Source organism: Streptomyces sp. NPDC057638, from assembly GCF_042800315.1.
GTDB lineage: Bacteria > Actinomycetota > Actinomycetes > Streptomycetales > Streptomycetaceae > Streptomyces.
In genome coordinates this window covers 1-19,853 of record NZ_JBHVHF010000007.1, presented here as the reverse complement: position 1 = coordinate 19,853, position 19,853 = coordinate 1, and the positions used below count along the sequence as shown (strand labels likewise).

At 72.3% G+C, this 19,853-nt stretch carries 18 protein-coding genes; 10 read left to right on the top strand and 8 right to left on the bottom strand.

The genetic code is table 11. From position 1 onward, the window contains the following. Positions 1–460 precede the first annotated feature (460 nt). Entirely contained in the window at positions 461–1,726 is a 1,266-nt protein-coding gene (locus tag ACFVIM_RS01970) for a DUF5937 family protein (RefSeq protein ID WP_384297387.1), read from the top strand. A gap of 134 nt (positions 1,727–1,860) precedes the next feature. Here the strand turns inward: ACFVIM_RS01970 and ACFVIM_RS01965 are convergent, their stop codons facing one another. Then, on the bottom strand, positions 1,861–2,547 hold the full coding sequence (locus tag ACFVIM_RS01965; RefSeq protein ID WP_384297333.1) for a response regulator: 687 nt from the start codon (positions 2,545–2,547) through the stop codon (positions 1,861–1,863). 319 nt (positions 2,548–2,866) lie between these two features. Continuing rightward, a complete protein-coding gene (locus tag ACFVIM_RS01960) occupies positions 2,867–4,066 on the bottom strand; it encodes a sensor histidine kinase (RefSeq protein WP_384297331.1) in 1,200 nt (399 codons plus the stop codon). Between the two features lie 170 nt (positions 4,067–4,236). Here ACFVIM_RS01960 and ACFVIM_RS01955 point away from each other — a divergent pair, with 170 nt between their 5' ends. After that, positions 4,237–5,232, top strand: a complete 996-nt coding sequence (locus ACFVIM_RS01955; protein ID WP_384297386.1) for an SAM-dependent methyltransferase — start codon at positions 4,237–4,239, stop codon at positions 5,230–5,232. A 281-nt stretch (positions 5,233–5,513) separates the two neighbouring features. Beyond that, positions 5,514–6,656: an NADH-quinone oxidoreductase subunit D gene (locus ACFVIM_RS01950; protein ID WP_384297330.1), complete on the top strand. Its 1,143-nt coding sequence runs from the start codon at positions 5,514–5,516 to the stop codon at positions 6,654–6,656. Between the two features lie 191 nt (positions 6,657–6,847). Here ACFVIM_RS01950 and ACFVIM_RS01945 read toward each other — a convergent pair whose 3' ends face one another. The 4 genes from ACFVIM_RS01945 to ACFVIM_RS01930 all read right to left on the bottom strand — a co-directional run bounded on the left by ACFVIM_RS01945 (position 6,848) and on the right by ACFVIM_RS01930 (position 10,757). Further along, complete coding sequence (locus tag ACFVIM_RS01945; protein ID WP_384297329.1) at positions 6,848–8,089, bottom strand: hypothetical protein; 1,242 nt, start codon at positions 8,087–8,089, stop codon at positions 6,848–6,850. 199 nt (positions 8,090–8,288) lie between these two features. Next, positions 8,289–9,254, bottom strand: coding sequence for an ABC transporter substrate-binding protein (locus tag ACFVIM_RS01940; protein WP_384297327.1), 966 nt, complete (start codon positions 9,252–9,254; stop codon positions 8,289–8,291). 31 nt (positions 9,255–9,285) lie between these two features. Then, a complete protein-coding gene (locus ACFVIM_RS01935) occupies positions 9,286–10,071 on the bottom strand; it encodes an ABC transporter permease (RefSeq protein ID WP_384297326.1) in 786 nt (261 codons plus the stop codon). Continuing rightward, positions 10,071–10,757, bottom strand: coding sequence for an ABC transporter permease (locus ACFVIM_RS01930; RefSeq protein ID WP_384297384.1), 687 nt, complete (start codon positions 10,755–10,757; stop codon positions 10,071–10,073). Before ACFVIM_RS01930 ends, ACFVIM_RS01935 begins: the two co-directional genes overlap by 1 nt. Positions 10,758–10,944: 187 nt before the next feature. Between ACFVIM_RS01930 and ACFVIM_RS01925 the strand changes: the two genes are divergently transcribed. Continuing rightward, positions 10,945–12,090, top strand: coding sequence for an ABC transporter ATP-binding protein (locus ACFVIM_RS01925; RefSeq protein WP_384297325.1), 1,146 nt, complete (start codon positions 10,945–10,947; stop codon positions 12,088–12,090). A gap of 252 nt (positions 12,091–12,342) precedes the next feature. Here ACFVIM_RS01925 and ACFVIM_RS01920 read toward each other — a convergent pair whose 3' ends face one another. Continuing rightward, positions 12,343–13,467, bottom strand: a complete 1,125-nt coding sequence (locus ACFVIM_RS01920; RefSeq protein WP_384297323.1) for an alpha/beta hydrolase — start codon at positions 13,465–13,467, stop codon at positions 12,343–12,345. Between the two features lie 172 nt (positions 13,468–13,639). Here ACFVIM_RS01920 and ACFVIM_RS01915 point away from each other — a divergent pair, with 172 nt between their 5' ends. From ACFVIM_RS01915 to ACFVIM_RS01890, 6 genes are all read left to right on the top strand, one after another. After that, entirely contained in the window at positions 13,640–15,511 is a 1,872-nt protein-coding gene (locus ACFVIM_RS01915) for a phosphatidylglycerol lysyltransferase domain-containing protein (protein WP_384297322.1), read from the top strand. 277 nt (positions 15,512–15,788) lie between these two features. Further along, positions 15,789–16,628 carry a dihydropteroate synthase gene (folP, locus tag ACFVIM_RS01910; protein WP_384297321.1) on the top strand — a complete coding sequence of 280 codons (840 nt, stop codon included), beginning with the start codon at positions 15,789–15,791 and terminating at the stop codon, positions 16,626–16,628. After that, positions 16,625–17,077 carry a nuclear transport factor 2 family protein gene (locus ACFVIM_RS01905; RefSeq protein ID WP_384297319.1) on the top strand — a complete coding sequence of 151 codons (453 nt, stop codon included), beginning with the start codon at positions 16,625–16,627 and terminating at the stop codon, positions 17,075–17,077. Before folP ends, ACFVIM_RS01905 begins: the two co-directional genes overlap by 4 nt. A gap of 229 nt (positions 17,078–17,306) precedes the next feature. After that, on the top strand, positions 17,307–17,666 hold the full coding sequence (gene folB, locus ACFVIM_RS01900; protein WP_384297317.1) for a dihydroneopterin aldolase: 360 nt from the start codon (positions 17,307–17,309) through the stop codon (positions 17,664–17,666). After that, on the top strand, positions 17,663–18,250 hold the full coding sequence (gene folK, locus ACFVIM_RS01895; protein WP_384297316.1) for a 2-amino-4-hydroxy-6-hydroxymethyldihydropteridine diphosphokinase: 588 nt from the start codon (positions 17,663–17,665) through the stop codon (positions 18,248–18,250). Before folB ends, folK begins: the two co-directional genes overlap by 4 nt. A 68-nt stretch (positions 18,251–18,318) precedes the next feature. Next, entirely contained in the window at positions 18,319–18,813 is a 495-nt protein-coding gene (locus tag ACFVIM_RS01890) for a DUF3180 domain-containing protein (protein ID WP_384297314.1), read from the top strand. Between the two features lie 339 nt (positions 18,814–19,152). On the opposite strand, the gene folE is transcribed toward ACFVIM_RS01890, so the two are convergent. Next, positions 19,153–19,758, bottom strand: coding sequence for a GTP cyclohydrolase I FolE (gene folE, locus ACFVIM_RS01885; protein WP_384297313.1), 606 nt, complete (start codon positions 19,756–19,758; stop codon positions 19,153–19,155). Positions 19,759–19,853 lie beyond the last annotated feature (95 nt).

Genomic DNA, 19,853 nt, shown 5'->3' with positions numbered 1-19,853 from the left:
CCTCGCCCACCGGCGCCCCCACCATCTCGCGCCACCACCCCGCTACCGCCGCGCCCACCACCCCACCACGCCCACCACCCCGCCTACCGCCGCGCCCGCCTCGCGCGGCGCGCCCTCCACCCCCTGCTCCCCGTCCGCTCCCCCGGTCCCGCCCCTCCCTCCGCCCCTTCCATCGGCCCGGCCCCTTCCATCGGCCCGGCCCCCTCCGGCGAACCGGCCCGCCCTGGCGCCGCCCGCCCCGGAAGGAGCTCGCGCAGGACCTGCCAGTCGTCGCGGCCCGGCTGGGGAGGGGTGCGCTCGCCCCAGCGGGCCGCGCGATAGGTGTCGACAAGATGCTGGTGAATGGCGTTCATGGCATTCACGTTCGTTCGCCGCCGCTCCCCGGGTCACCTCGATTGACGAGCACCGTCAACCGATGACGCGTGGATCGGCCCGACCCCGCACCATGGGGCGTGTGAGCGTGACCATCGACATCAGCGGGCTCCCTGAGGAGCGCATCGCCTTCGACATCCACCCCCTCGCGGAACTGGGCGTCGCCCTCCACGCCCTGTCCGAGCCGGGCCACCACCCCGGGCTGCACGGCTGGGCCACCGCGACGGCCACCGCGCTCCCGCCCTGCCTCGCCGACCGGCTCCATGAGGCGGACTTCCTGTGGCGGACGACGTTCTCGGACGTCTTCCTGCCCTTCGCCGGTCTGCCCGCGGACGCCGCGCTCCCCGCACTCACCCCACCGACCCGGTCCGCCCCACTCCTCCCATCCGCCCCACTCCCCGCCCCCGCAGGACCGGCCGCCACGCCCACCGGAGCAGCCACGCCCGCCGCCCCCGCAGGACCGGCCACGCCCACCGGACCAGTCCGGGGCGTGGGCCAGGCCCTCACCCTCGCCGGCGAACTCGATGTGCTGGACCGGCTCGACGACGAACGGTTCGTCTCGGCGGCCCTGGAGTTCAGCTGCTCCAGCGACTACACGGCGGGAGGCCCCTCCGCCCTCAGCGACCCCGGCCGCCGTGAGCGCGCGCTGGATCTCGCGGCGACCCGTGGCCCCCGGCAGCTCGACTTCACCAAGCGGCTGCTGCGCGACCCCGCCGGAGTGCGCGCCTGGGTGCGCAGGCTCTTCGAGGACTGTGAGGAGGCGTTCTTCGCGGACACCTGGCGCCGGGTCGCTCCCCAGCTCGCCGCCGACGCCCGCCACAAGACGGAGGTGCTGCGCCGCAAGGGACTCGCCGACGCGCTGCACGCCGTGTCGGGCGCGCTCACGGTGGACGAGCGGCACTCCCGTATCACCGCCGACAAACTCGCCGAGGGGCGGACGACCGCCGTCGACTCCGCGGTCGGGCCGGGGCTGACCCTGGTGCCGTCCAGCTTCGGCTGGCCGCATCTGATGGTGCTGCACGCGCCGGGGTGGCGCCCGGTGATCCACTATCCGATCGCCTCGCCGGGGCTGCCCGGACCGGCCCCCGTCGAACTGCTCCAGCTGCGGATGGAGGCCCTGGCCCATCCGCTGCGGATGCGCCTGTGCCGCAACCTCGCCCGCACTCCGTACACCACCAGCGAACTGGCCAACTCGTTCGGCATCACCGCGCCCGAGGTCTCCCGGCATCTCGCGGTGCTGAAGAAGGCCGGGCTGACCACGACGCGGCGGCGCGGCCGGTACGTCCTGCACCAGCTCGACATGACCACCGTCGCCCGCCTCGGCAGCGACTTCCTGGAGACGGTCCTGCGCTGACCCGACGAGACCCGCCCCGACACCCGCCCCGACCGTGGGGACGAGCGTCAGACGCTACGAAGGTGTCTGACCCCGGTCCACAGCTTCCGAGCGGCCCGTCGGTACGGGCCCCCCGCGAGCCCCCTGGCACCCGGTCAGCGCCCCGCGCCACCGCCACCGCCGCCCGCGCGCACCAGGCCCGTCTCGTACGCGAGGACGACGACCTGCACCCGGTCGCGGAGGTTCAGCTTGGTGAGGATGCGGCCGACATGGGTCTTCACCGTGGCCTCGGAGAGGACCAGCCGGGCCGCGATCTCACCGTTGGACAGGCCCTGGGCGACCAGCATCATCACCTCGCGCTCGCGCTCGGTGAGACGGTCCAGTTCCTTGTTGCCCGGCTCGCCGGGGCCGCTGGGCAGCATCGGGGAGAAACGGTCCAGCAGACGGCGCGTGGTGGACGGCGCGACCACCGCGTCCCCGCTGTGCACCGAGCGGATCGCGGCGAGCAGCTCGGAGGGCGGCACGTCCTTGAGCATGAATCCACTGGCACCGGCCTTCAGTCCGGAGAACGCGTACTCGTCCAGATCGAAGGTGGTCAGGATCAGCACCTTCGGCGGCTGGGGCGCGGCGCAGATCCGGCGGGTCGCCTCCACACCGTCCAGCCTCGGCATCCGGACGTCCATCAGGACGACGTCCACGGCCGTGGCGCGGAGCTGATCGATCGCCTCCGCGCCGTCGCCCGCCTCCGCGACGACCTCCATGTCGGGCTGGGCGGCGAGCACCATCCGGAAGCCGGTACGCAGGAGCGCCTGGTCGTCGACGAGCATCACTCGGATGGACATGTCAGAGGGTCCTCGATCTCTCGTAGTTCGGTGGGGTCGGTGACGGTGACGGGAGGCGGACGATGTCGGACGCCGTGTGAGCGGCGCACGCCGGGCGGCTCCATACGGTTCCGTACAGCAGCGGTCCCGTACACGGCCGTACGGCAGCGGTTCCGTACACGGGCGCCGTACGGCAGTGGTCCCGTACGGCGCCGTACGACGCGATCCACACGGCAGCGGTTCCGTACGGCGTCCCGCGGCAGCCGGTGTACGGCCCACGGACGCCGCGCACCCACCCGCCCCCGCGCCGAGGCGCCGCACGTCCCTTCTCCCGCGGTTCTCATCCAGTCTTGAGCGGCAACAGCGCGCTGATCCGGAACCCGCCGCCCGGCCGTGGCCCCGCGTCCAGCGTGCCGCCGACCATACCGACCCGCTCGCGCATGCCGATGAGCCCGTGTCCCTGTCCGTCGGCGCCGCCGTCCTCGTAGACATCGCGCGGGGCCCCGCGGCCGTCGTCCTCCACCAGCAGTCCCAGGCCATCGTCGAAGTAGACCAGCCGCACGCTGGCGCCGACCTCGGGACCCCCGTGCTTGCGCGTGTTGGTGAGGGCCTCCTGGACGATCCGGTACGCCGTGAGCTCCACCCCGCTCGGCAGTGGCCTCGGGGTCCCCTCGATCTTGAAGTCGACGGTCAGCCCGGCCTTGCGGACCTGTTCCACCAGCTCCTCGATCTGGCCCACATCCGGCTGCGGCACATACTCACCGCTCTCCGGATCGTCCCCGGTACGCAGCACGCCCAGCAGTCGGCGCATCTCGGCGAGCGCCTGCCGACCGGTGGTGGAAATCGTCGACAGGGCCTGTTTGGCCTGGTCAGGGGCGGCGTCCAGGACATAGGCGGCGCCGTCGGCCTGGACCACCATCACGGAGACGTTGTGGGCGACGACATCGTGCAGCTCGCGGGCGATCCGGGCGCGCTCGGCGGCGACGGCGACCTTCGACTGGGCCTCGCGCTCCTTCTCCAGCCGCATCGCCCGCTCCTCCAGCTGGGCGAAGTAGGCCCGGCGCGTCCGTACCGAGTCGCCGAGGACCCAGGCGAGGACGAAGGGGACCGTGAGCACCACGGTCAGAAAGATCTGCTGACCCGCGCTGGCGTTCTCCGACGGCCAGCGGATCTGGGCGAGTGTGGCGGCGGAGAACCCGCCGATGAGCGCGAGGCTGCGGGCCCAGCGGGGTGAGTCCTGGGCGGCGACCGTGTAGACGATCACCATCAGGGCGAAGTCGCTGGGATTGATGGAGACGTCGACGACCAGCTGGGCCAGGCCGGTGACGGCCGCCAGCACCAGCATCTTCTCCGGCATCCGCCGGCGCAGGGCCACGACCAGGCCCAGCCCCACCACGACCGGGACCACGAAGTACCCGGTGGGCTTGGCGAAGGCGGGGTCCGCCGTCATGACCGCCAGAGTGAACACCGACAGGGTCACGGCCCAGAAGGAGTCGACCCAGGTCGGGTGTCGCCGGAAGAAGTCATAGACACGCTGCACGTAACCCAGCGTAGGGAAGGCTGACTGGTGTAGGGGTCAACCGTCAGAGCGATCCGAGCGGCTGGTGCGTACTCCCCAAGGTGGAGACTGTGCGTGTGACGCGTGAAAGATGGCAGGACGACCGGGCCGCGGGTGCTGGCGGGGAGCTGGGGACGGACACGGCGCCCGACCTGGGCGGGGACACCGGTTCGGACCCTGCCGATCCCGCCCCCTCCCTTGGTGGGGGGCAGAGCTGGCGGGGCTGGCGCGAGGCGACCGAGACCGCTCTCTACGGACCGGAGGGCTTCTATCTGCGCCCTGAGGGGCCCGCGGGTCACTTCCGTACCTCCGTCCACGCCTCCCGGCTCTTCGCCTCGGCCGTCGCCCGGCTCCTCCTGGAGACCGCCGAGGCCCACGGGCTCGCCGAACCCGCCTTCGTCGACCTCGGCGCGGGCCGCGGGGAGCTGCTGACGGGGGTGCTCGCCGCGCTCCCGCCCGGAGCGGCGGTCCGGGCGTACGGAATCGAACGCGCTCCCCGTCCCGCCGGGCTCGACCCCCGGGTGACCTGGCTGGACGAGCCCCCCGCCGGGGTCAGCGGGCTCCTCTTCGCCAACGAGTGGCTCGACAACGTGCCCGTCGACGTGGCCGAGGCCGACGACGACGGCGTCCCGCGCCGGGTCCTCGTCGCCGCCGACGGCAGCGAACGGCTCGGCCCCCCGGTCACCGGCCCCGACGCCGACTGGCTCGCCCGCTGGTGGCCGCTGACCGAACCCGGCGCCCGCGCCGAGATCGGCCGCCCGCGCGACACCGCCTGGGCCCGGGCCGTGGGATCCCTGCGGTCGGGCACCGCCATCGCCGTGGACTACGGGCATACGAAGGAGACCCGGCCCTTCTTCGGGACGCTCACCGGCTTCCAGGCGGGCCGAGAGGTACGGCCGGTGCCGGACGGAAGCCGTGATCTGACCGCCCATGTCGCCGTGGACGCGTGCGCGCTGCCAGGGGCGCGGCTGACCACCCAGCGGGAGGCTCTGCTCACGCTGGGGGTCTCGGCCTCCCGCCCCTCGCTGGAGCTGGCCTCGCGGAACCCGAAGGAGTACGTCCGCGCCCTGGCGCGGGCGGGGGAGGCGGGAGAACTGCTGGCGCGCGGGGGACTGGGCGACTTCTGGTGGCTCCGCCAGGACCGCTGACCGGCGTACGCGCGACCAAGGAGCCGCCTTGAGCGCCAACGGCCGTACGGAGCCACCTTGACCGCTGACCGGCATACGCGCGACCAAGGAGCCGCCTTGAGCGCCAACGGCCGTACGGAGCCACCTTGACCGCTGACCGGCATACGCGCGACCAAGGAGCCGCCCAGACCACCGGTGTACGCGCCACCACGCGGCGGCCAGACCACCGACCGGCCCGCCCGCGACCAGGGAGCCGCCCACGCCCCGTCCCACCCCCGCGCCTCCCGGGGGATACTGACCCCATGACGGAGACCACGTTCGGCATCGGCGGCGCCGCGGAAAGCACCGACATGGTGCTCAACATCGGCCCCCAGCACCCCTCCACGCACGGAGTGCTCCGCCTCCGTCTCGTCCTGGACGGCGAGATCATCCAGCACGCCGAACCCGTCATCGGCTATATGCACCGGGGCGCGGAGAAGCTCTTCGAGGCCCGCGACTACCGCCAGATCGTGATGCTGGCCAACCGCCACGACTGGCTCTCCGCCTTCTCCAACGAGCTGGGCGTGGTCATGGCCGTCGAGCGGATGCTCGGGATGGAGGTCCCCGAGCGCGCGGTGTGGATGCGCACCCTGCTCGCCGAGCTGAACCGGGTCCTCAACCATCTGATGTTCCTCGGCTCCTATCCGCTGGAGCTCGGCGGCATCACCCCGGTCTTCCACGCCTTCCGGGAGCGCGAGGAGCTCCAGAACGTGATGGAGGAGATCTCCGGCGGCCGGATGCACTACATGTTCAACCGGGTCGGCGGCCTGAAGGAGGACCTTCCGGCGGGCTGGACGGGCCGGGCCCGGCACACGGTCGCCGAGGTGCGTTCCCGTATGGACGTCTACGACCGGCTGGTCCTCGGCAACGAGATCTTCCGGGGCCGTACCCGCGCGGTCGGTGTCCTCCCCCCCGAGACCGCGCACGCCTTCGGTGTCAGCGGTCCCATCGCCCGTGCCTCGGGCGTCGACTTCGACCTGCGCCGGGACGAGCCGTACCTGGCGTACGGGGAGCTGCGCGACACCCTGAAGGTGGTCACGCGCCCGGAGGGCGACTGCCTGGCCCGGTTCGAGGTGCTGCTGGAGCAGACGCACAACGCGCTGGACCTCGCCGACGCCTGTCTCGACCGGCTCGCGGAGCTGCCGCCGGGCCCGATCAACCAGCGGCTCCCCAAGGTACTCAAGGCACCCGAGGGCCATACGTACGCCTGGACCGAGAACCCGCTCGGCATCAACGGCTACTACCTGGTCTCCAAGGGCGAGAAGACGCCCTACCGCCTGAAGCTGCGCTCCGCGTCGTACAACAACATCCAGGCGCTGATCGAACTCCTGCCGGGCACGCTGGTCCCCGACATGGTGGCCATCCTCGGCTCGTTCTTCTTCGTCGTCGGGGACATCGACAAGTAGGTCCGCGCACCGGCCGGGGACGGGGAGAGGCGGTACGGCGGCCACGCCCCGGGGCCGGCGGAGCCAGGGCGCGGCACCACGAGCACCCGTCCGTACGAGCCCAGAGGTGCGCGCGACAGAGGGACGCGCCCAGGGCCCCGGACAGACCAGGGGCCCGGTCGGCCGGGCGACCCGGCGGCCCTGCCCGCGCCTTATCCGGCGGCGTTGCGCAGAGCCCCGAGGTCGAGCTGTTCGGTCTCGTCGTGCGCGGTCAGATCGATGACGTCCCGGGCCGCGCGCGCCTCCTCGGTCCGCTGCTCGGCCAGCGCCTCCTCGCCGACCACATCGGCCAGGTCCTCCTCCTGCACGGCCGCGACGCGGACGGAGTGCGCCGACGGGATCGCGGGGACCGGCCGCTCCGGCGCGCCCTGCTGTGTGCCGAAGAAGTCGAAACCGCCCTCGGCACGGGGGCTCTCCGTGCGCCGGGCGCCGTACGGGACGATCGCGGCGGCGGGTACGGGGGAGGCGGCGGATACGGGGGGCACGGAGGGTACGGGGGAGGCGGCGGCCGCCGGGTGGGCGAGCTGCCCCGCCCCGGCGCCCGCCGAGGGCTTCCCCTGCGGCTCCTCCCCCTCCCCGGTCCGCCCGGCGGGGGCATCCGGCGTGGCCTCGGCGGCCCGCGTGGCCCGCCGCGCGGCCCCGTCGCGGGAGAGGTCGTCCAGCGCCTTGGCGGCGCGCTCGAAGAGTGCGGCGGAGGGGGCGCCAGGCGACGCGGTGGCGGGGGCGCTGACGGCCCTGCCGGCAGCGGTGGCGTGCTTGGCACCCGGACCCGCGACCAGCGCCTTGGGGGCCGCCGCGCCGGTCAGCGCGGGAGCAGACCCCCGCGCGCCGGGGACAGCGGCCCGACCGGCGCCCGCGGCGCCATCCGTGCTGTCCGTGTCGTCCGGATGCCCGGCGCCCGCGGCGCCTTCGGCGGCCCCTGTGCGCACGAGTTCCGTGTCGGCCTCGATGGCCAGTTGCCGCTGGCCCTCCAGCGCGCTGGCGCGCTCCGTCTCCGCCGTCGCGTAGCGCCGCAGCAGGGCGGCGTGCTCACCGCGCAGGGCCGCCAGTTCCACCCGCTTGGCGCGGAGCTTGGTCTCCAGCCGGGCGCGCAGCTCGCGGGCCTCCTCGGTCTCGGCCTCCAGCTCGGCTATCCGTTCCTCGGTCTGCCAGGCGTCACTCGCACGCCCCCGGGCGAGGTCGGCGACCTGGAGTCCGGCCGAACGGTCCCAGGACCGCATGATGACCGCGCCGCTGACGGCGGCGACGGCGGCCCCGCTGGCCAGGATCCGCAGCACCAGAGGTTCCGTCAGCAGCCACGCTCCGGCGGCGCAGAGCACCGCCGTACCGGCGACCAGCGAGGGCGGCAGCAGCCTGTGCAGGGGCGGGGAATGACGGTGACGTCCACGAGGCATGGCGTGAAATTTACCGTGCGCGCACGCCGCACGGGATAGCGGCCCAGCACTTGTCTTCCCCCGGTCCCTCCGGATCTCTCCCGATCCCTCGCCATCCGCCTTCTCAACGGAGTTACTCCAGCGGGATCTCCCTGGATCTCACGGCTGACCACCCGCTCCCGGCTCTCCCCTGGTTCTGGTGGGCTCTCATGACGCATTCTTACTTTCCGGTCAGACCACGGGACTCCAGAAAACGCTGGGCCACGTCCTTGGGCTTCTCCCGGTCCTGGTCGACCTTGCGGTTGAGCGTGGCGAGCGCTTCCGTGCTCAGTGCCGTGGTGACCTTGCCGAGCGCCTTGGCTATCTCCGCGTCGCCCGCGTCCTTCGCGTTCACCACGGGCAGGACGTTGTCCGCGTTCTGGAGCTTCTTGTCGTCCTCCAGGAAGACCAGACCCTCCACCACGGCGTCGGTGGTGGTGGTCAGGACAAGCTGATCCACCCCGTCCCGCACGGCCTGCTTGGACTGCGGGGTGCCCACGCCCTTGGGGTCGATCCCGGTGACATCGATGCCGTAGAGGCGCTTGAGGCCGGGGGCGCAGAACGGCCGCACCTCGCACTCGTCACCCGCCGCTATCTTCACCTTCAGCCCTGACCTGCCGAGATCACTGAGTGTCTTCAGTTTGTTCTTCGCCGCGAATTCCTCGCTCACCGCGAACGCGTTCTGGTCGACGGCCGGTCCGGGCGGAAGAACCTTCAGTCCACGTGGTTCCGCGAGCTTGGTCAGGGCCGCGACGGTGGCGTTCACATCGCTGGAGGCGACGGGGTTCTCGTCGGGGGCCTTCACCCCGTTCACCTTCGCGTTGAGGAATTCGGCGAGGGTCGCCGCGTATTCCGGGACCACATCGATCTCGCCCTTCTCCAGGGAGGGCTCATACAGCTCACGGTTCTTCACCGTGGTGACGCTGGTGCGGTATCCGGCGTCGGCGAGGACGCCCGCGTACAGCTCCGCGAGGATTCTGGACTCGGTGAACGAGGCCGAACCCACCACCAGGGAGCCCTTGTCGCCCGAACCCTGCCCGTCGCCGCCCTTCGTGCCCTCCAGGCTGTCGCCGCCGCAGGCGGCGAGCGAGCCCGTCAGGGCCACCACGGCCAGGGCCACTCCCGCGGTTCGCGAGATCTTGCTCATCAGGTTCTCCATCCAGGGGTGGCGCGCGGGCTCATCCGCGTGCCCGACTCGATACGGGAGTACTCGATACGGGAGTACTCGGTACGGGGGTGACGGGCGCGGTACGGCCGGGGCGCCCATCACGTCCGGGGCGGCCTCCACTGTCGCGTGCCGTCGCCGTACGACGCGGGCCGAGCAGCCGGTCGGCCGCCACCAGCACGCCCTCCACCAGCAGCGCGAGCAGCGCCGCCAGCAGCGCCCCGGCGACGACCTGAGGGGTGTTGTAGGTGTTGAACCCCGCCGTGATGATCCGGCCGAGCCCGCCCTGGCCGACCATGGAGGCGATCGTGGCGGTGGCGACGACCTGGACGGCGGCCGAACGCAGTCCGGTCATCAGCAGCGGATAGGCCAGCGGCAGTTCGACCCGCAGAAAGACCTGACGCCCCGACATGCCCATGCCCCGGGCCGCCTCCACCACCGCCCGGTCCACCTCGCGCATCCCGACATAGGCGTTGGTCAGCAGCGGCGGCACGGCGAAGAGCACCAGGGCGACGATGGTGGGCAGATAGCCCTCGCTCCGCAGCGGGGTGAGCATGAAGAGGGCGAGGACCGCGAAGACGGGGATCGCCCGCCCGGCGTTGGAGAGGTTGACCGCGACCGCGCCGCCCTTGCCCAGATGTCCCAGCCAGAGCGCGATCGGCAGGGCGATGGCGCAGGCCACCAGCAGCGCGACCCCGCTGACGTACACATGCTCACCGAGCCGGTTCCAGACACCGCTCTCGCCGTCCCAGTTGGTGCCCGTGGTCAGCCAGGTCCACGCGTCGGCCACCACGCCCATCACGCCACCCCCGCCCGGACCCGGATCCGGGTCCATGGTGTCAGCAGCCGCTGGAGCCCGAGGAGCAGCAGATCGGCCACGACGGCGAGCAGCACACAGAGCACGGACGCGGTCAGCACCTGCGCCTTGAACGTGGTCTGCACCCCGTCGTCGATCAGATCACCGAGGCCACCCCGGCCGACGAGGGCGCCGATGGTGGTGAGCGCGACGGTGGAGACCGTGGCCATCCGCAGCCCCGCCATCACGGCGGGCAGCGCCAGCGGCAGTTCCACCTCCCAGAGCATCCGCAGCGGCCCGTACCCCATGCCGCGCGCGGCCTCGCGGGCCTCGGCGGGCACCGCTTCGAGACCCGCCAGGATGTTGCGAACCAGGATGGTGAGCGAGTAGAGCACCAGACCTGTGACGACCAGGGCGGCGGAGAGCCCGAACACCGGCAGCAGCAGCGAGAACATCGCCAGCGACGGAATCGTGTACAGCAGGGTGGTCAGGCCGAGCACCGGCCCGGCGAAGGCGGGCCGGGAGCGGGCGAGCAGTGCCAGCGGGAAGGCGATGGCGAGCCCGATCAGCACCGACGCCACGGTGATCCCGACATGCTCGACCGTGGCCTCGGTCAGCTCCTGACCACGGGTGCGCAGATACTCGCCGCAGATCCAGTCATTGGCCGTCAGACAGCTCTCGGCGGCCAGCCGTGTGCCCACGCTCCACCCCCTCCCCCGGGACCGGACATCCCCAACGGACTCCGGCTACCCGGAACTCCCCCGACAGAACGTATGAACGATGTCCGATGACCCTAACCCCGGCCACTGACAATCGTCGGAAGAGCCACAGGGCGGCAACATGGCCTTCACAACCACCGCGCCACGAGGGAGAGCCATGATCCGCTTCGAGCACGTCACCAAGCGCTATCCGGACGGGACAACTGCCGTCGACGACCTGTCGTTCGAGGTCAGCGAGGGCGAACTGGTCACCCTCGTCGGCCCGTCGGGGTGTGGCAAGACCACCACGATGAAGATGGTCAACCGGCTCATCGAACCCACCAGTGGCCGGATACTCCTGGACGGGGACGACATCTCCACCGTCGACCCGGTCCGGCTCCGCCGCCGGATCGGTTACGTCATCCAGCAGGTCGGTCTCTTCCCGCACAAGACGGTCCTGGAGAACACCGCGACCGTGCCCCACCTCCTGGGCTGGGGCCGCGCCAAGGCCCGCGAGCGCGCCGCCGAACTGCTCGACCTCGTCGGACTCGATCCCTCCGTCCACGGGGACCGCTACCCCGAGCAGCTCTCCGGCGGCCAGCGCCAGCGCGTCGGCGTCGCCCGCGCGCTCGCCGCCGACCCGCCGGTGCTGCTGATGGACGAGCCCTTCGGCGCGGTCGACCCCGTCGTCCGCGACCACCTCCAGAGCGAGTTCCTGCGGCTTCAGTCCCAGGTCCGCAAGACCATCCTCTTCGTCACCCATGACATCGAGGAGGCCGTCCGCCTCGGCGACCGCATCGCGGTGTACGGAGAGGGGCGGATCGAGCAGTTCGACCCGCCCGCCGCGGTACTCGGCGCACCCGCGACCCCGTACGTGGCGGAGTTCGTCGGCGCGGACCGTGGGCTCAAGCGGCTCTCGGTCACGCCCATCGAGGAGAGCGACCTGGAACAGCCGCCCGTCGTCCGTCTCGACGACCCGCTCCCGCGCGAACTGGACGCCCGCTGGGCCGTCGTCCTGGACGCCGCCGGGGATCTCCACGGCTGGATCTCGGCCGACCGCGCCCGCGAGCGGGGGACGGTGCGGGACCACGCCCGCCGCATGGACGCGTGGCTGCCGCTGGGGGCGTCGCTGAAGCAGGCGTTCGCCACGATGCTCCAGCATGACGCCGGGTGGATCGCGGTCATCGACGAGGAGGAGACGGGCCGGTTCCTCGGGGTGCTGACGCCCGCCGGTCTGCACGAGGCGCTGCGGCGGTCGATCGACGCGGACGCCCAGGAGATCCCCCGTACCGAGGTCACCGTGGACTCCATCGCCCGCCCCTGACCCGCGCCGCGCTCCCTAGGCGGCGCGGAGACGGCGGAGACGGCGAAGACGATGGAGACGCGGGACACGCCTCCATCCAGCGCGCGGAGCGTCCGGGCGACGCGCACACGGACGTCCCGACGCCATGCGGACGGGCGGGTCCCTGGGGCGCGGAGACAGACCGTCCCTGGGGCGCGGAGCCGAGCGGTCAGGCACCGAGGCAGACGCCAGGCGGCACGGAGTCAGACCGCCCGGCGGCGCGGAACCCGGCTCTCAGGTCGCGCGGAGGCGGTCGCTCAGCCACTCCAGGGCGGGCGGTATCTCCCGCCGCCAGGTGTGGAAGTTGTGGCCCCCGCTGTCGAGGATGATCGACGACACCTTCCCGGGGGGCCGCACCACGCTCTTCGCCAGGTCGACGAAGCGCAGGGTGCCCGCCAGGTTGGGCTCGCCCTGACGGGAGCTGGTCACCAGGAAGGACGTCGTCCGCTGCGTGGCCCCCTCCAAGCTCCGCAGCAGGTCGGCGTGGCGCCGCGCCGACCCGTCGCCCTGGAAGAGATCACCCGTGGTGAGGTCCTCGGCCGCCTTGTAGTACGCGGACAGGCCCGCCCCCGCCGCGTACCGGTCGGGGTGGTGGAGCGCGAGCTTCAGCGCGCAGTAGCCGCCGGTGGAGTTCCCGATGACGCCCCAGTTGCGGGCGGCGGTGCCGACCCGGTAGCTCCCGGAGATGGCGGACGGCAGGTCCTCGGCGAAGAAGGTCTCGGTCTTCGGCCCCTTGGGGACGTCCACGCACTCGGTGTCCCGCGGCGGCGCGACCGTCGGCCGGAGCATCACCAGGACCATCGGCTGGACCGTGCCCTCCTTGGCCTTCTTGTGGGCGGTCAGCGGATAGCGCAGCCCCTTGATCAGGTTCTCGGCGGTGCCGGGGTAGCCGGTCAGCACGACCGCCGCGGGAAAGGTCCGCTTCGCGTACGCGGGCTGGAAGTACTCCGGCGGCAGATAGACGTACGCGGGGCTGTCGATGCCCGAACGCTCGCCCGCCACCACGACCTTCTGGATCTGCCCGCCCCGCTCCGGCCGGGAGCCCCCGGGCACGTCGGGCGCCTGCGTCCCGACGACCGCGACCCGCTTGCCGCCCGCCGAGTGGTCCACGACCACCCCGAGGTCCTGCTCGCGCCCCAGGAGGTCGGACCACGAACCGTAGAAGAGGTACGCGCGGTTCGCGGCGAGCCCGACGGCGGCGAAGAGCGCGCACTGCGCCGCCAGCAGCAGCGCGATCCGGCCGAGGACCGCGCGCCGGGTACGGCCCGCGAGCCGGGGCCAGAACCAGATGGTGGCGGCGAAGAGCGCGGCGGCGCCCGCCACCGCCATGGCGAGCACGGCGCCGCTGGTGAGGCCCATCAGCCCGGTTCCTTCCTGATTTTTCCCGTGTTCTCCCGGGATCTTGCCGAGATTTTGTCGCGACGGGGCAACCCAGCCCCGCGATCGTCCGTCCTCAAGAGCGCAAATCATCCGGAGCCCGACCGACCTACGGCTTTCGGACACACGATCTCTCGCGGAGCCACGGGTAGCGATGTCTGCAACGATAGATGGGGACAAATCAGGATTGGTTCCAGGGGCTGGGCGCCAGCTGCCCCGGCCGCTGCGGCTGTTGCGCGGCCCACGGCCGGAATCCATCCCCTCACTCATCGGTACGGCCTGCGCCCTCGTCGGCCTGATGGACATCGCGGCGGGGATCTTCCCGTCGTTCCGGCACAGCCGGTTCCACTCCCTGACCGAGGTGCTGCCCGGCACCACCGGCCCGTTCGCCGCCGCCCTCGCGCTCGGCGTCGGCGTGCTGCTCCTGCTGCTGGCACACGGACTCAAGCGCAACAAGCGCCGGGCCTGGCGGGCCGCCGTGGTGCTGCTGCCCGTGGGCGCGGTGCTCCAGTTCGTCCACCGCCAGTCGATCGCCGGAGTGCTCATCTCCCTGGCACTGCTGGCGCTGCTGCTGCTCCACCGGCGCGAGTTCGCCGCCCTGCCCGACCCCCGGGGCCGCTGGCGGGCCCTGGCCAACCTCGTCCTCATGGGCACGGGCTCGCTCGGGCTCGGACTGCTCATCGTCAGCGCCCACCCCGACCGGCTCCAGGGCAGCCCGGGACTCGCCCAGCGTCTGGAGCACACCGTCCTCGGACTGATCGGCGCCGAGGGCCCCATCCGCTACGACGGCGACGCCTCCTGGACCGTGGGCTACTCCCTCGGCGCGCTCGGTCTGCTGACCGCCGTCACCACCATCTATCTGGCCCTGCGCCCCGAGCACCCCGCCGCGCGCCTCACCGAGGACGACGAGCGCAGGCTGCGGGAGCTGCTCGCGCGCCACGGCCACCGCGACTCCCTCGGCCACTTCGCCCTCCGCCGCGACAAGGGCGTGGTCTTCTCCCCCAGCGGCAAGGCCGCCGTCTGCTACCGCGTGGTCTCCGGGGTGATGCTCGCCAGCGGCGACCCGATCGGGGACGTCGAGGCGTGGCCCGGCGCCATCGAGCGCTTCATGGACGAGGCCAAGGCCCACTCCTGGACGCCCGCCGTCATGGGCTGCTCGGAGACCGGCGGCGAGGTGTGGACCCGTGAGACCGGGCTGGACGCGCTGGAACTGGGCGACGAGGCGGTGGTGGATGTCGCGGATTTCTCCCTCTCCGGGCGCGCCATGCGCAATGTGCGCCAGATGGTGAAGCGCATCGAGCGCCATGGATACACCACCCAGGTGCGGCGCGCCCGTGATCTCCCCGAGGAGGAACTGGAGCGCGTCCGCCGCGCCGCCGACGCCTGGCGCGGCACCACCACGGAACGCGGCTTCTCCATGGCACTCGGCCGGATCGGCGACCCCGCCGACGGGGACGCGGTGATCGCCACCGCGCACAATGACGACCCCGACGCCACCACCGCCCCCCTCGGGGACCTCAAGGCCGTCCTCCACTTCGTGCCCTGGGGCGATGACGGCATGTCCCTGGATCTGATGCGCCGGGACCGCGCCGCCGACCCCGGTATGAATGAACTGCTGATCGTCGCCGCCCTTCAGGCCGCTCCTGACCTGGGCGTCAAGCGGGTCTCCCTGAACTTCGCGATGTTCCGCTCCGCGCTCGCCCGGGGCGAGCGGCTGGGCGCCGGGCCGGTGCTGCGCCTCTGGCGGGGCCTGCTCGTCTTTCTCTCCCGCTGGTTCCAGATCGAGTCCCTGTACAAGTTCAACGCCAAGTTCCGGCCGCGCTGGGAACCTCGTTTCGTGGTCTTCCGCACCACCCGTGATCTGCCCCGCATCGGGATGGCGGCGATGCGCGCGGAGGGCTTCGTCGCCCTCTCCCTGCCCCGCCGCACCCCGCGCCCCGCCCGCCCCTGCGCCCATGTCCGACCGGCGTCCGAGACCACGCCCGCCCCGGCGTCCCCGCCCCGGACGCCGGTCGGCGTCGCCTGACGAGCCGACGACAACCCCGCCCCCGACCACGGAGGGGCGCGCCCCGCGGCACGCGTACGGAAGGCGGTCGCCTCCCGTACGCGATACGAAGGACACACGCCGCGGCCCCACGGCAGGCCGCACCCGCCCCGGACGAGGAGGTAGGGGCGGGGAGGGCGGGCCCGCGAGCCGGGCGCACCGGCCCACCGTGCGCCTCCCTGGGTGGCGGGCACGAGCGCTCGGGGGTGACGGGCCGGGTGCCCAGCAAGATCCATAGGAAACGCCCTACGCTGGACGCATGAGTACGTTGCGCGGACTGCCGGAGTGGGGCCGCTGTGCGGTCATGGGGGTCGTCAATGTGACGCCCGATTCCTTCTCGGACGGCGGTCGCTGGTTCGACACCACCGCCGCGGTCAAGCGCGGCCTCGACCTCGTCGCCGACGGGGCCGACCTCGTCGACGTCGGCGGGGAGTCCACCCGGCCCGGTGCCAGCCGGGTCGACGAGGACGAGGAGCTGCGCCGGGTCGTCCCGGTGGTGCGAGGGCTCGCCGCCGAGGGCGTCACGGTCTCCGTGGACACCATGCGGGCCCGGGTGGCCGAGCAGGCCGTGGAGGCCGGTGCCGTGCTCGTCAACGACGTCAGCGGCGGCCTCGCCGACCCCGCGATGATCGGTGTGGTCGCCACGGCGGGCGTCCCCTTCGTGGTCATGCACTGGCGCGGCTTCAGCGAGTCCATGAACAGCCGCGCGGTCTACGGCGATGTGGTCACCGAGGTCATCGACGAGCTGCGGGCCCGGCTGGACGCCGTCGTGGACGGCGGGGTGGACCCGGAGTGCGTCGTCCTCGACCCGGGTCTCGGGTTCGCCAAGGAGGCCCGCCACGACCTGGCCCTCGTCGCCCATATCCGTGACTTCGACGCGCTCGGCCGACCGCTGCTGGTGGCCGCCTCCAGGAAACGATTCCTCGGCCATGTCCTGGCCAAGGACGGCACCCCGCCCCGCGCCCGGGAGCGGGACGCCGCCACCGCCGCCATCTCCGCCATCGCGGCGCACGAGGGCGCCTGGGCCGTACGGGTCCACGAGGTCCGGGCCACCGCCGACGCCGTCCGGGTGGCACGGGCCGTCGGGGCGGCCCGGTGAGCCGTACCGACATCGAGCAGGTCGAGGAAGCCAACACCACCTTCTACGAGACGATGGAGCGCGGCGACTTCGACCGTCTCTCCGAGCTGTGGCTGGACGACGACGTCTCCTGTGTCCACCCGGGCTGGCCGGTGCTCAGCGGGCGCGGCGAGGTGCTGCGCTCCTACGCCCTGATCATGGCGAACACCGAGTACATCCAGTTCTTCCTGACCGATGTGAAGGTCAGTCTCGCCGGGGACACCGCCCTGGTCACCTGTACGGAGAACATCCTCAGCGGCGGGCCCGCGGAGGACGGCGGCGAGCTGGGACCGCTGGTGGGGCAGCTCGTGGTCGCCACGAACATCTTCCGGCGCACCCCGGACGGCTGGAAACTCTGGTCCCACCACGGCTCCCCCGTCCTCACCGAGTCCGATTCCGACGCCGACCCCTCGGAACCTCCCGCCGTCTGACACCCTCATCCCCGGTGGGGGCTCCTCGGCAGCGGAGGCGGTGCCCCTTCCGGGTGGGCCCCGGGCCGCTTCCCTCGCGGCGGGACGGCCCCTCCCTGAGGCCGGACCGCCGCCACGGCACCCCGTGCACGAGCGGTGTCAGAGCCCACGGGTAGATTCGAATGGGCACACGGGCCGCGTTCACCCGCGCCCCTGTCCGCCCGACCTACGAGAGCAGGAGTGATTCGTTGTGGATCGTGTCGCGCTGCGCGGCCTGAAGGCCCGCGGGCACCATGGCGTCTTCCCCCGGGAGCGCGAGGAGGGGCAGACCTTCATCGTGGACCTGGTGCTGGGCTTGGACACCCGCCCCGCGGCCGCCTCCGACGACCTGGCGAAGACCGTCCACTACGGCGTCGTGGCGGAGGAGGTCGTCGCCGTCGTGGAGGGCGAGCCGGTCGACCTCATCGAGACGCTCGCCGAGCGGATCGCGACGACCTGTCTCCGGCACGAAGGCGTCGAGGAGGTCGAGGTCGTCGTCCACAAGCCGGACGCGCCGATCACCGTCCCCTTCGACGACGTCACCATCACGATCACCCGGAGCCGAGTATGAGCGACCCGACCGTCCAGCCCGTGCCCGCCTCCGTGGTGGAGCAGGTCGACGCGGCCGACGTGACCCTCTCCAACCCGCACCGGGCGGTGCTCGCCCTCGGTTCCAACCTGGGCAACCGGCTGGAGACCCTCCAGGGCGCGATCGACGCCCTGGAGGACACCCCCGGCGTCCGGGTCAAGGCGGTCTCCCCCGTGTACGAGACGGAGCCGTGGGGCGTGGAGCCCGGCTCCCAGCCCTCGTACTTCAACGCGGTGGTCATCGTGAAGACCACCCTGCCCCCCGACTCCCTGCTGGAGCGCGGCCAGGCGATCGAGGAGGCGTTCGACCGGGTCCGTGAGGAGCGCTGGGGACCGCGCACCCTCGATGTCGACATCGTTGCCTACGCGGACGTCGTCTCCGCCGATCCCGTACTCACCCTGCCCCACCCCCGGGCACATGAGCGTGCCTTCGTCCTGGCGCCCTGGCACGACCTGGAGCCGGAGGCGAGCCTGCCGGGCCGGGGTCCGGTCGCCGAACTGCTGGCCGCCATCGGGCTCTCCGGTGTGAGCGCACGCGCCGACCTGGAACTGCGGCTGCCCGATTAGTCGTTAGTCTCGACATGCGTCAGCGGGCCGCGGGGCCCTTGGGTTGGTGAGAAAGGGCGGCTCCCTCGGTGAAGCAACTACGGCTCGGTGTCCTCGCCGGTCTCTTCGCCGGGGCCGGGGTCCTGTCCTGGGCGGGAGCCCGGCTCTGGGAGTCCTTCGGCTCCCTGCCGAGCGTGCCCCTGGCGGCCCCGATCGTGCTCGCCGCCATCGCGGCGATCCTCCTGGCGACGGCCCTGTCGCTGCGGGCGCGGCTGAAGGCCCAGCGCGAGCGGCGTCCCGGCGCCAAGGGCGTGGAACCGATGATGGCCGCCCGCGCGGTCGTCTTCGGCCAGGCAAGCGCGCTGGTCGCCGCGCTGGTCAGCGGGGTCTACGGCGGTACGGGCGTCTATCTGCTCGGTTCGCTGGACATCCCCGCCCGCCGGGACCAGGCCATCTACGCGGGCTTCTCCGTGGTCGCGGGCATCGCGGTGATCGCGGCGGCCCTCTTCCTGGAGCGGGTCTGCCGACTCCCGGAAGACAGCGACCCCTCCCACCCCACCGACACCGGCCCCGCCCACGCCTGACCGACGGACCCCGCCGGGCCGGCTCCTGGACGCGTCTGCCAGCTCCGCACTGCCTCTGGGCGGCTCCCCCGGCCGCGTCTACCCGCGGTCCGCCCGTGGGTCCGCCGTGCGGCTCCACCCTGGGATTTCCCGTGGAAGCTTCGCCACCGGATTCGCTCAACGTGGCTCTGCCGGTGATTAGCTCCGTGTGACGGCTCGCTCCACCCGAGGTCGGCTCTGAGCCAAAGGGGCGCGTCGAGTTCTCAGGTGAGTCGCGCGGAAGCCGCGAGGAACGAGCGGCTGAGCACGTCGAGCCTGAGAATCTCGACTAAAGCGCCCCGGAGGAGAAGAACCGCAAAATTAACGCGCCATGATCAGGCTCATCGCCTCGTTGCGGGTCGCCGGGTGACGCAGCTGGCCCCGGACGGCCGAGGTGATCGTCTTCGCGCCCGGCTTGCGCACTCCGCGCATGGTCATGCACATGTGCTCGCACTCCACCACCACGATCACACCGCGCGGCTCCAGGATCTCCATCAGCGAGTCGGCGATCTGCGTGGTCAGCCGCTCCTGCACCTGGGGGCGGCGGGCGTAGACGTCCACCAGCCGGGCCAGCTTGGACAGCCCGGTGATCTTCCCGTCATGGGAGGGGATATAGCCGACGTGGGCGACACCGACGAAGGGGACGAGGTGGTGCTCGCAGGAGCTCATGACCTCGATGTCCTTCACCAGGACCATCTCGTCATGACCGAGGTCGAACGTCGTCGTCAGCACGTCCTCGGGGCGCTGCCGCAGGCCCGCGAATATCTCCCGGTAGGCCCGGGCCACCCGCGCCGGGGTCTCCTTGAGCCCTTCCCGGTCCGGGTCCTCCCCGACCGCGATGAGCAGTTCCCGCACGGCGTTCTCGGCGCGCTTCTCGTCGAACTCGCCGATCGTGCCCTCGCCGTCCAGCGTCACCGGGTCGGTCATTCTGTGCCTCGTTCTCTCGGTACGGCCGCGGCCATGGCAGTCGGCCCTGGCGGTCGGTCCTGGAAATGCCGCGTCCCCCCAGGCTAGAACCTGGG

Excerpts from the sequence above, each read along its gene's own strand:
- ACFVIM_RS01915 (WP_384297322.1), top strand. The coding sequence starts at position 13,640 with ATGTCTGCAACGATAGATGGGGACAAATCAGGATTGGTTCCAGGGGCT.
- ACFVIM_RS01945 (WP_384297329.1), bottom strand. The coding sequence starts at position 8,089 with ATGCCTCGTGGACGTCACCGTCATTCCCCGCCCCTGCACAGGCTGCTG.
- folP (WP_384297321.1), top strand. The coding sequence starts at position 15,789 with ATGAGTACGTTGCGCGGACTGCCGGAGTGGGGCCGCTGTGCGGTCATG.
- folE (WP_384297313.1), bottom strand. The coding sequence starts at position 19,758 with ATGACCGACCCGGTGACGCTGGACGGCGAGGGCACGATCGGCGAGTTC.
- ACFVIM_RS01920 (WP_384297323.1), bottom strand. The coding sequence starts at position 13,467 with ATGGGCCTCACCAGCGGCGCCGTGCTCGCCATGGCGGTGGCGGGCGCC.
- folK (WP_384297316.1), top strand. The coding sequence starts at position 17,663 with ATGAGCGACCCGACCGTCCAGCCCGTGCCCGCCTCCGTGGTGGAGCAG.
- ACFVIM_RS01940 (WP_384297327.1), bottom strand. The coding sequence starts at position 9,254 with ATGAGCAAGATCTCGCGAACCGCGGGAGTGGCCCTGGCCGTGGTGGCC.
- ACFVIM_RS01925 (WP_384297325.1), top strand. The coding sequence starts at position 10,945 with ATGATCCGCTTCGAGCACGTCACCAAGCGCTATCCGGACGGGACAACT.
- ACFVIM_RS01965 (WP_384297333.1), bottom strand. The coding sequence starts at position 2,547 with ATGTCCATCCGAGTGATGCTCGTCGACGACCAGGCGCTCCTGCGTACC.
- ACFVIM_RS01950 (WP_384297330.1), top strand. The coding sequence starts at position 5,514 with ATGACGGAGACCACGTTCGGCATCGGCGGCGCCGCGGAAAGCACCGAC.
- ACFVIM_RS01935 (WP_384297326.1), bottom strand. The coding sequence starts at position 10,071 with ATGGGCGTGGTGGCCGACGCGTGGACCTGGCTGACCACGGGCACCAAC.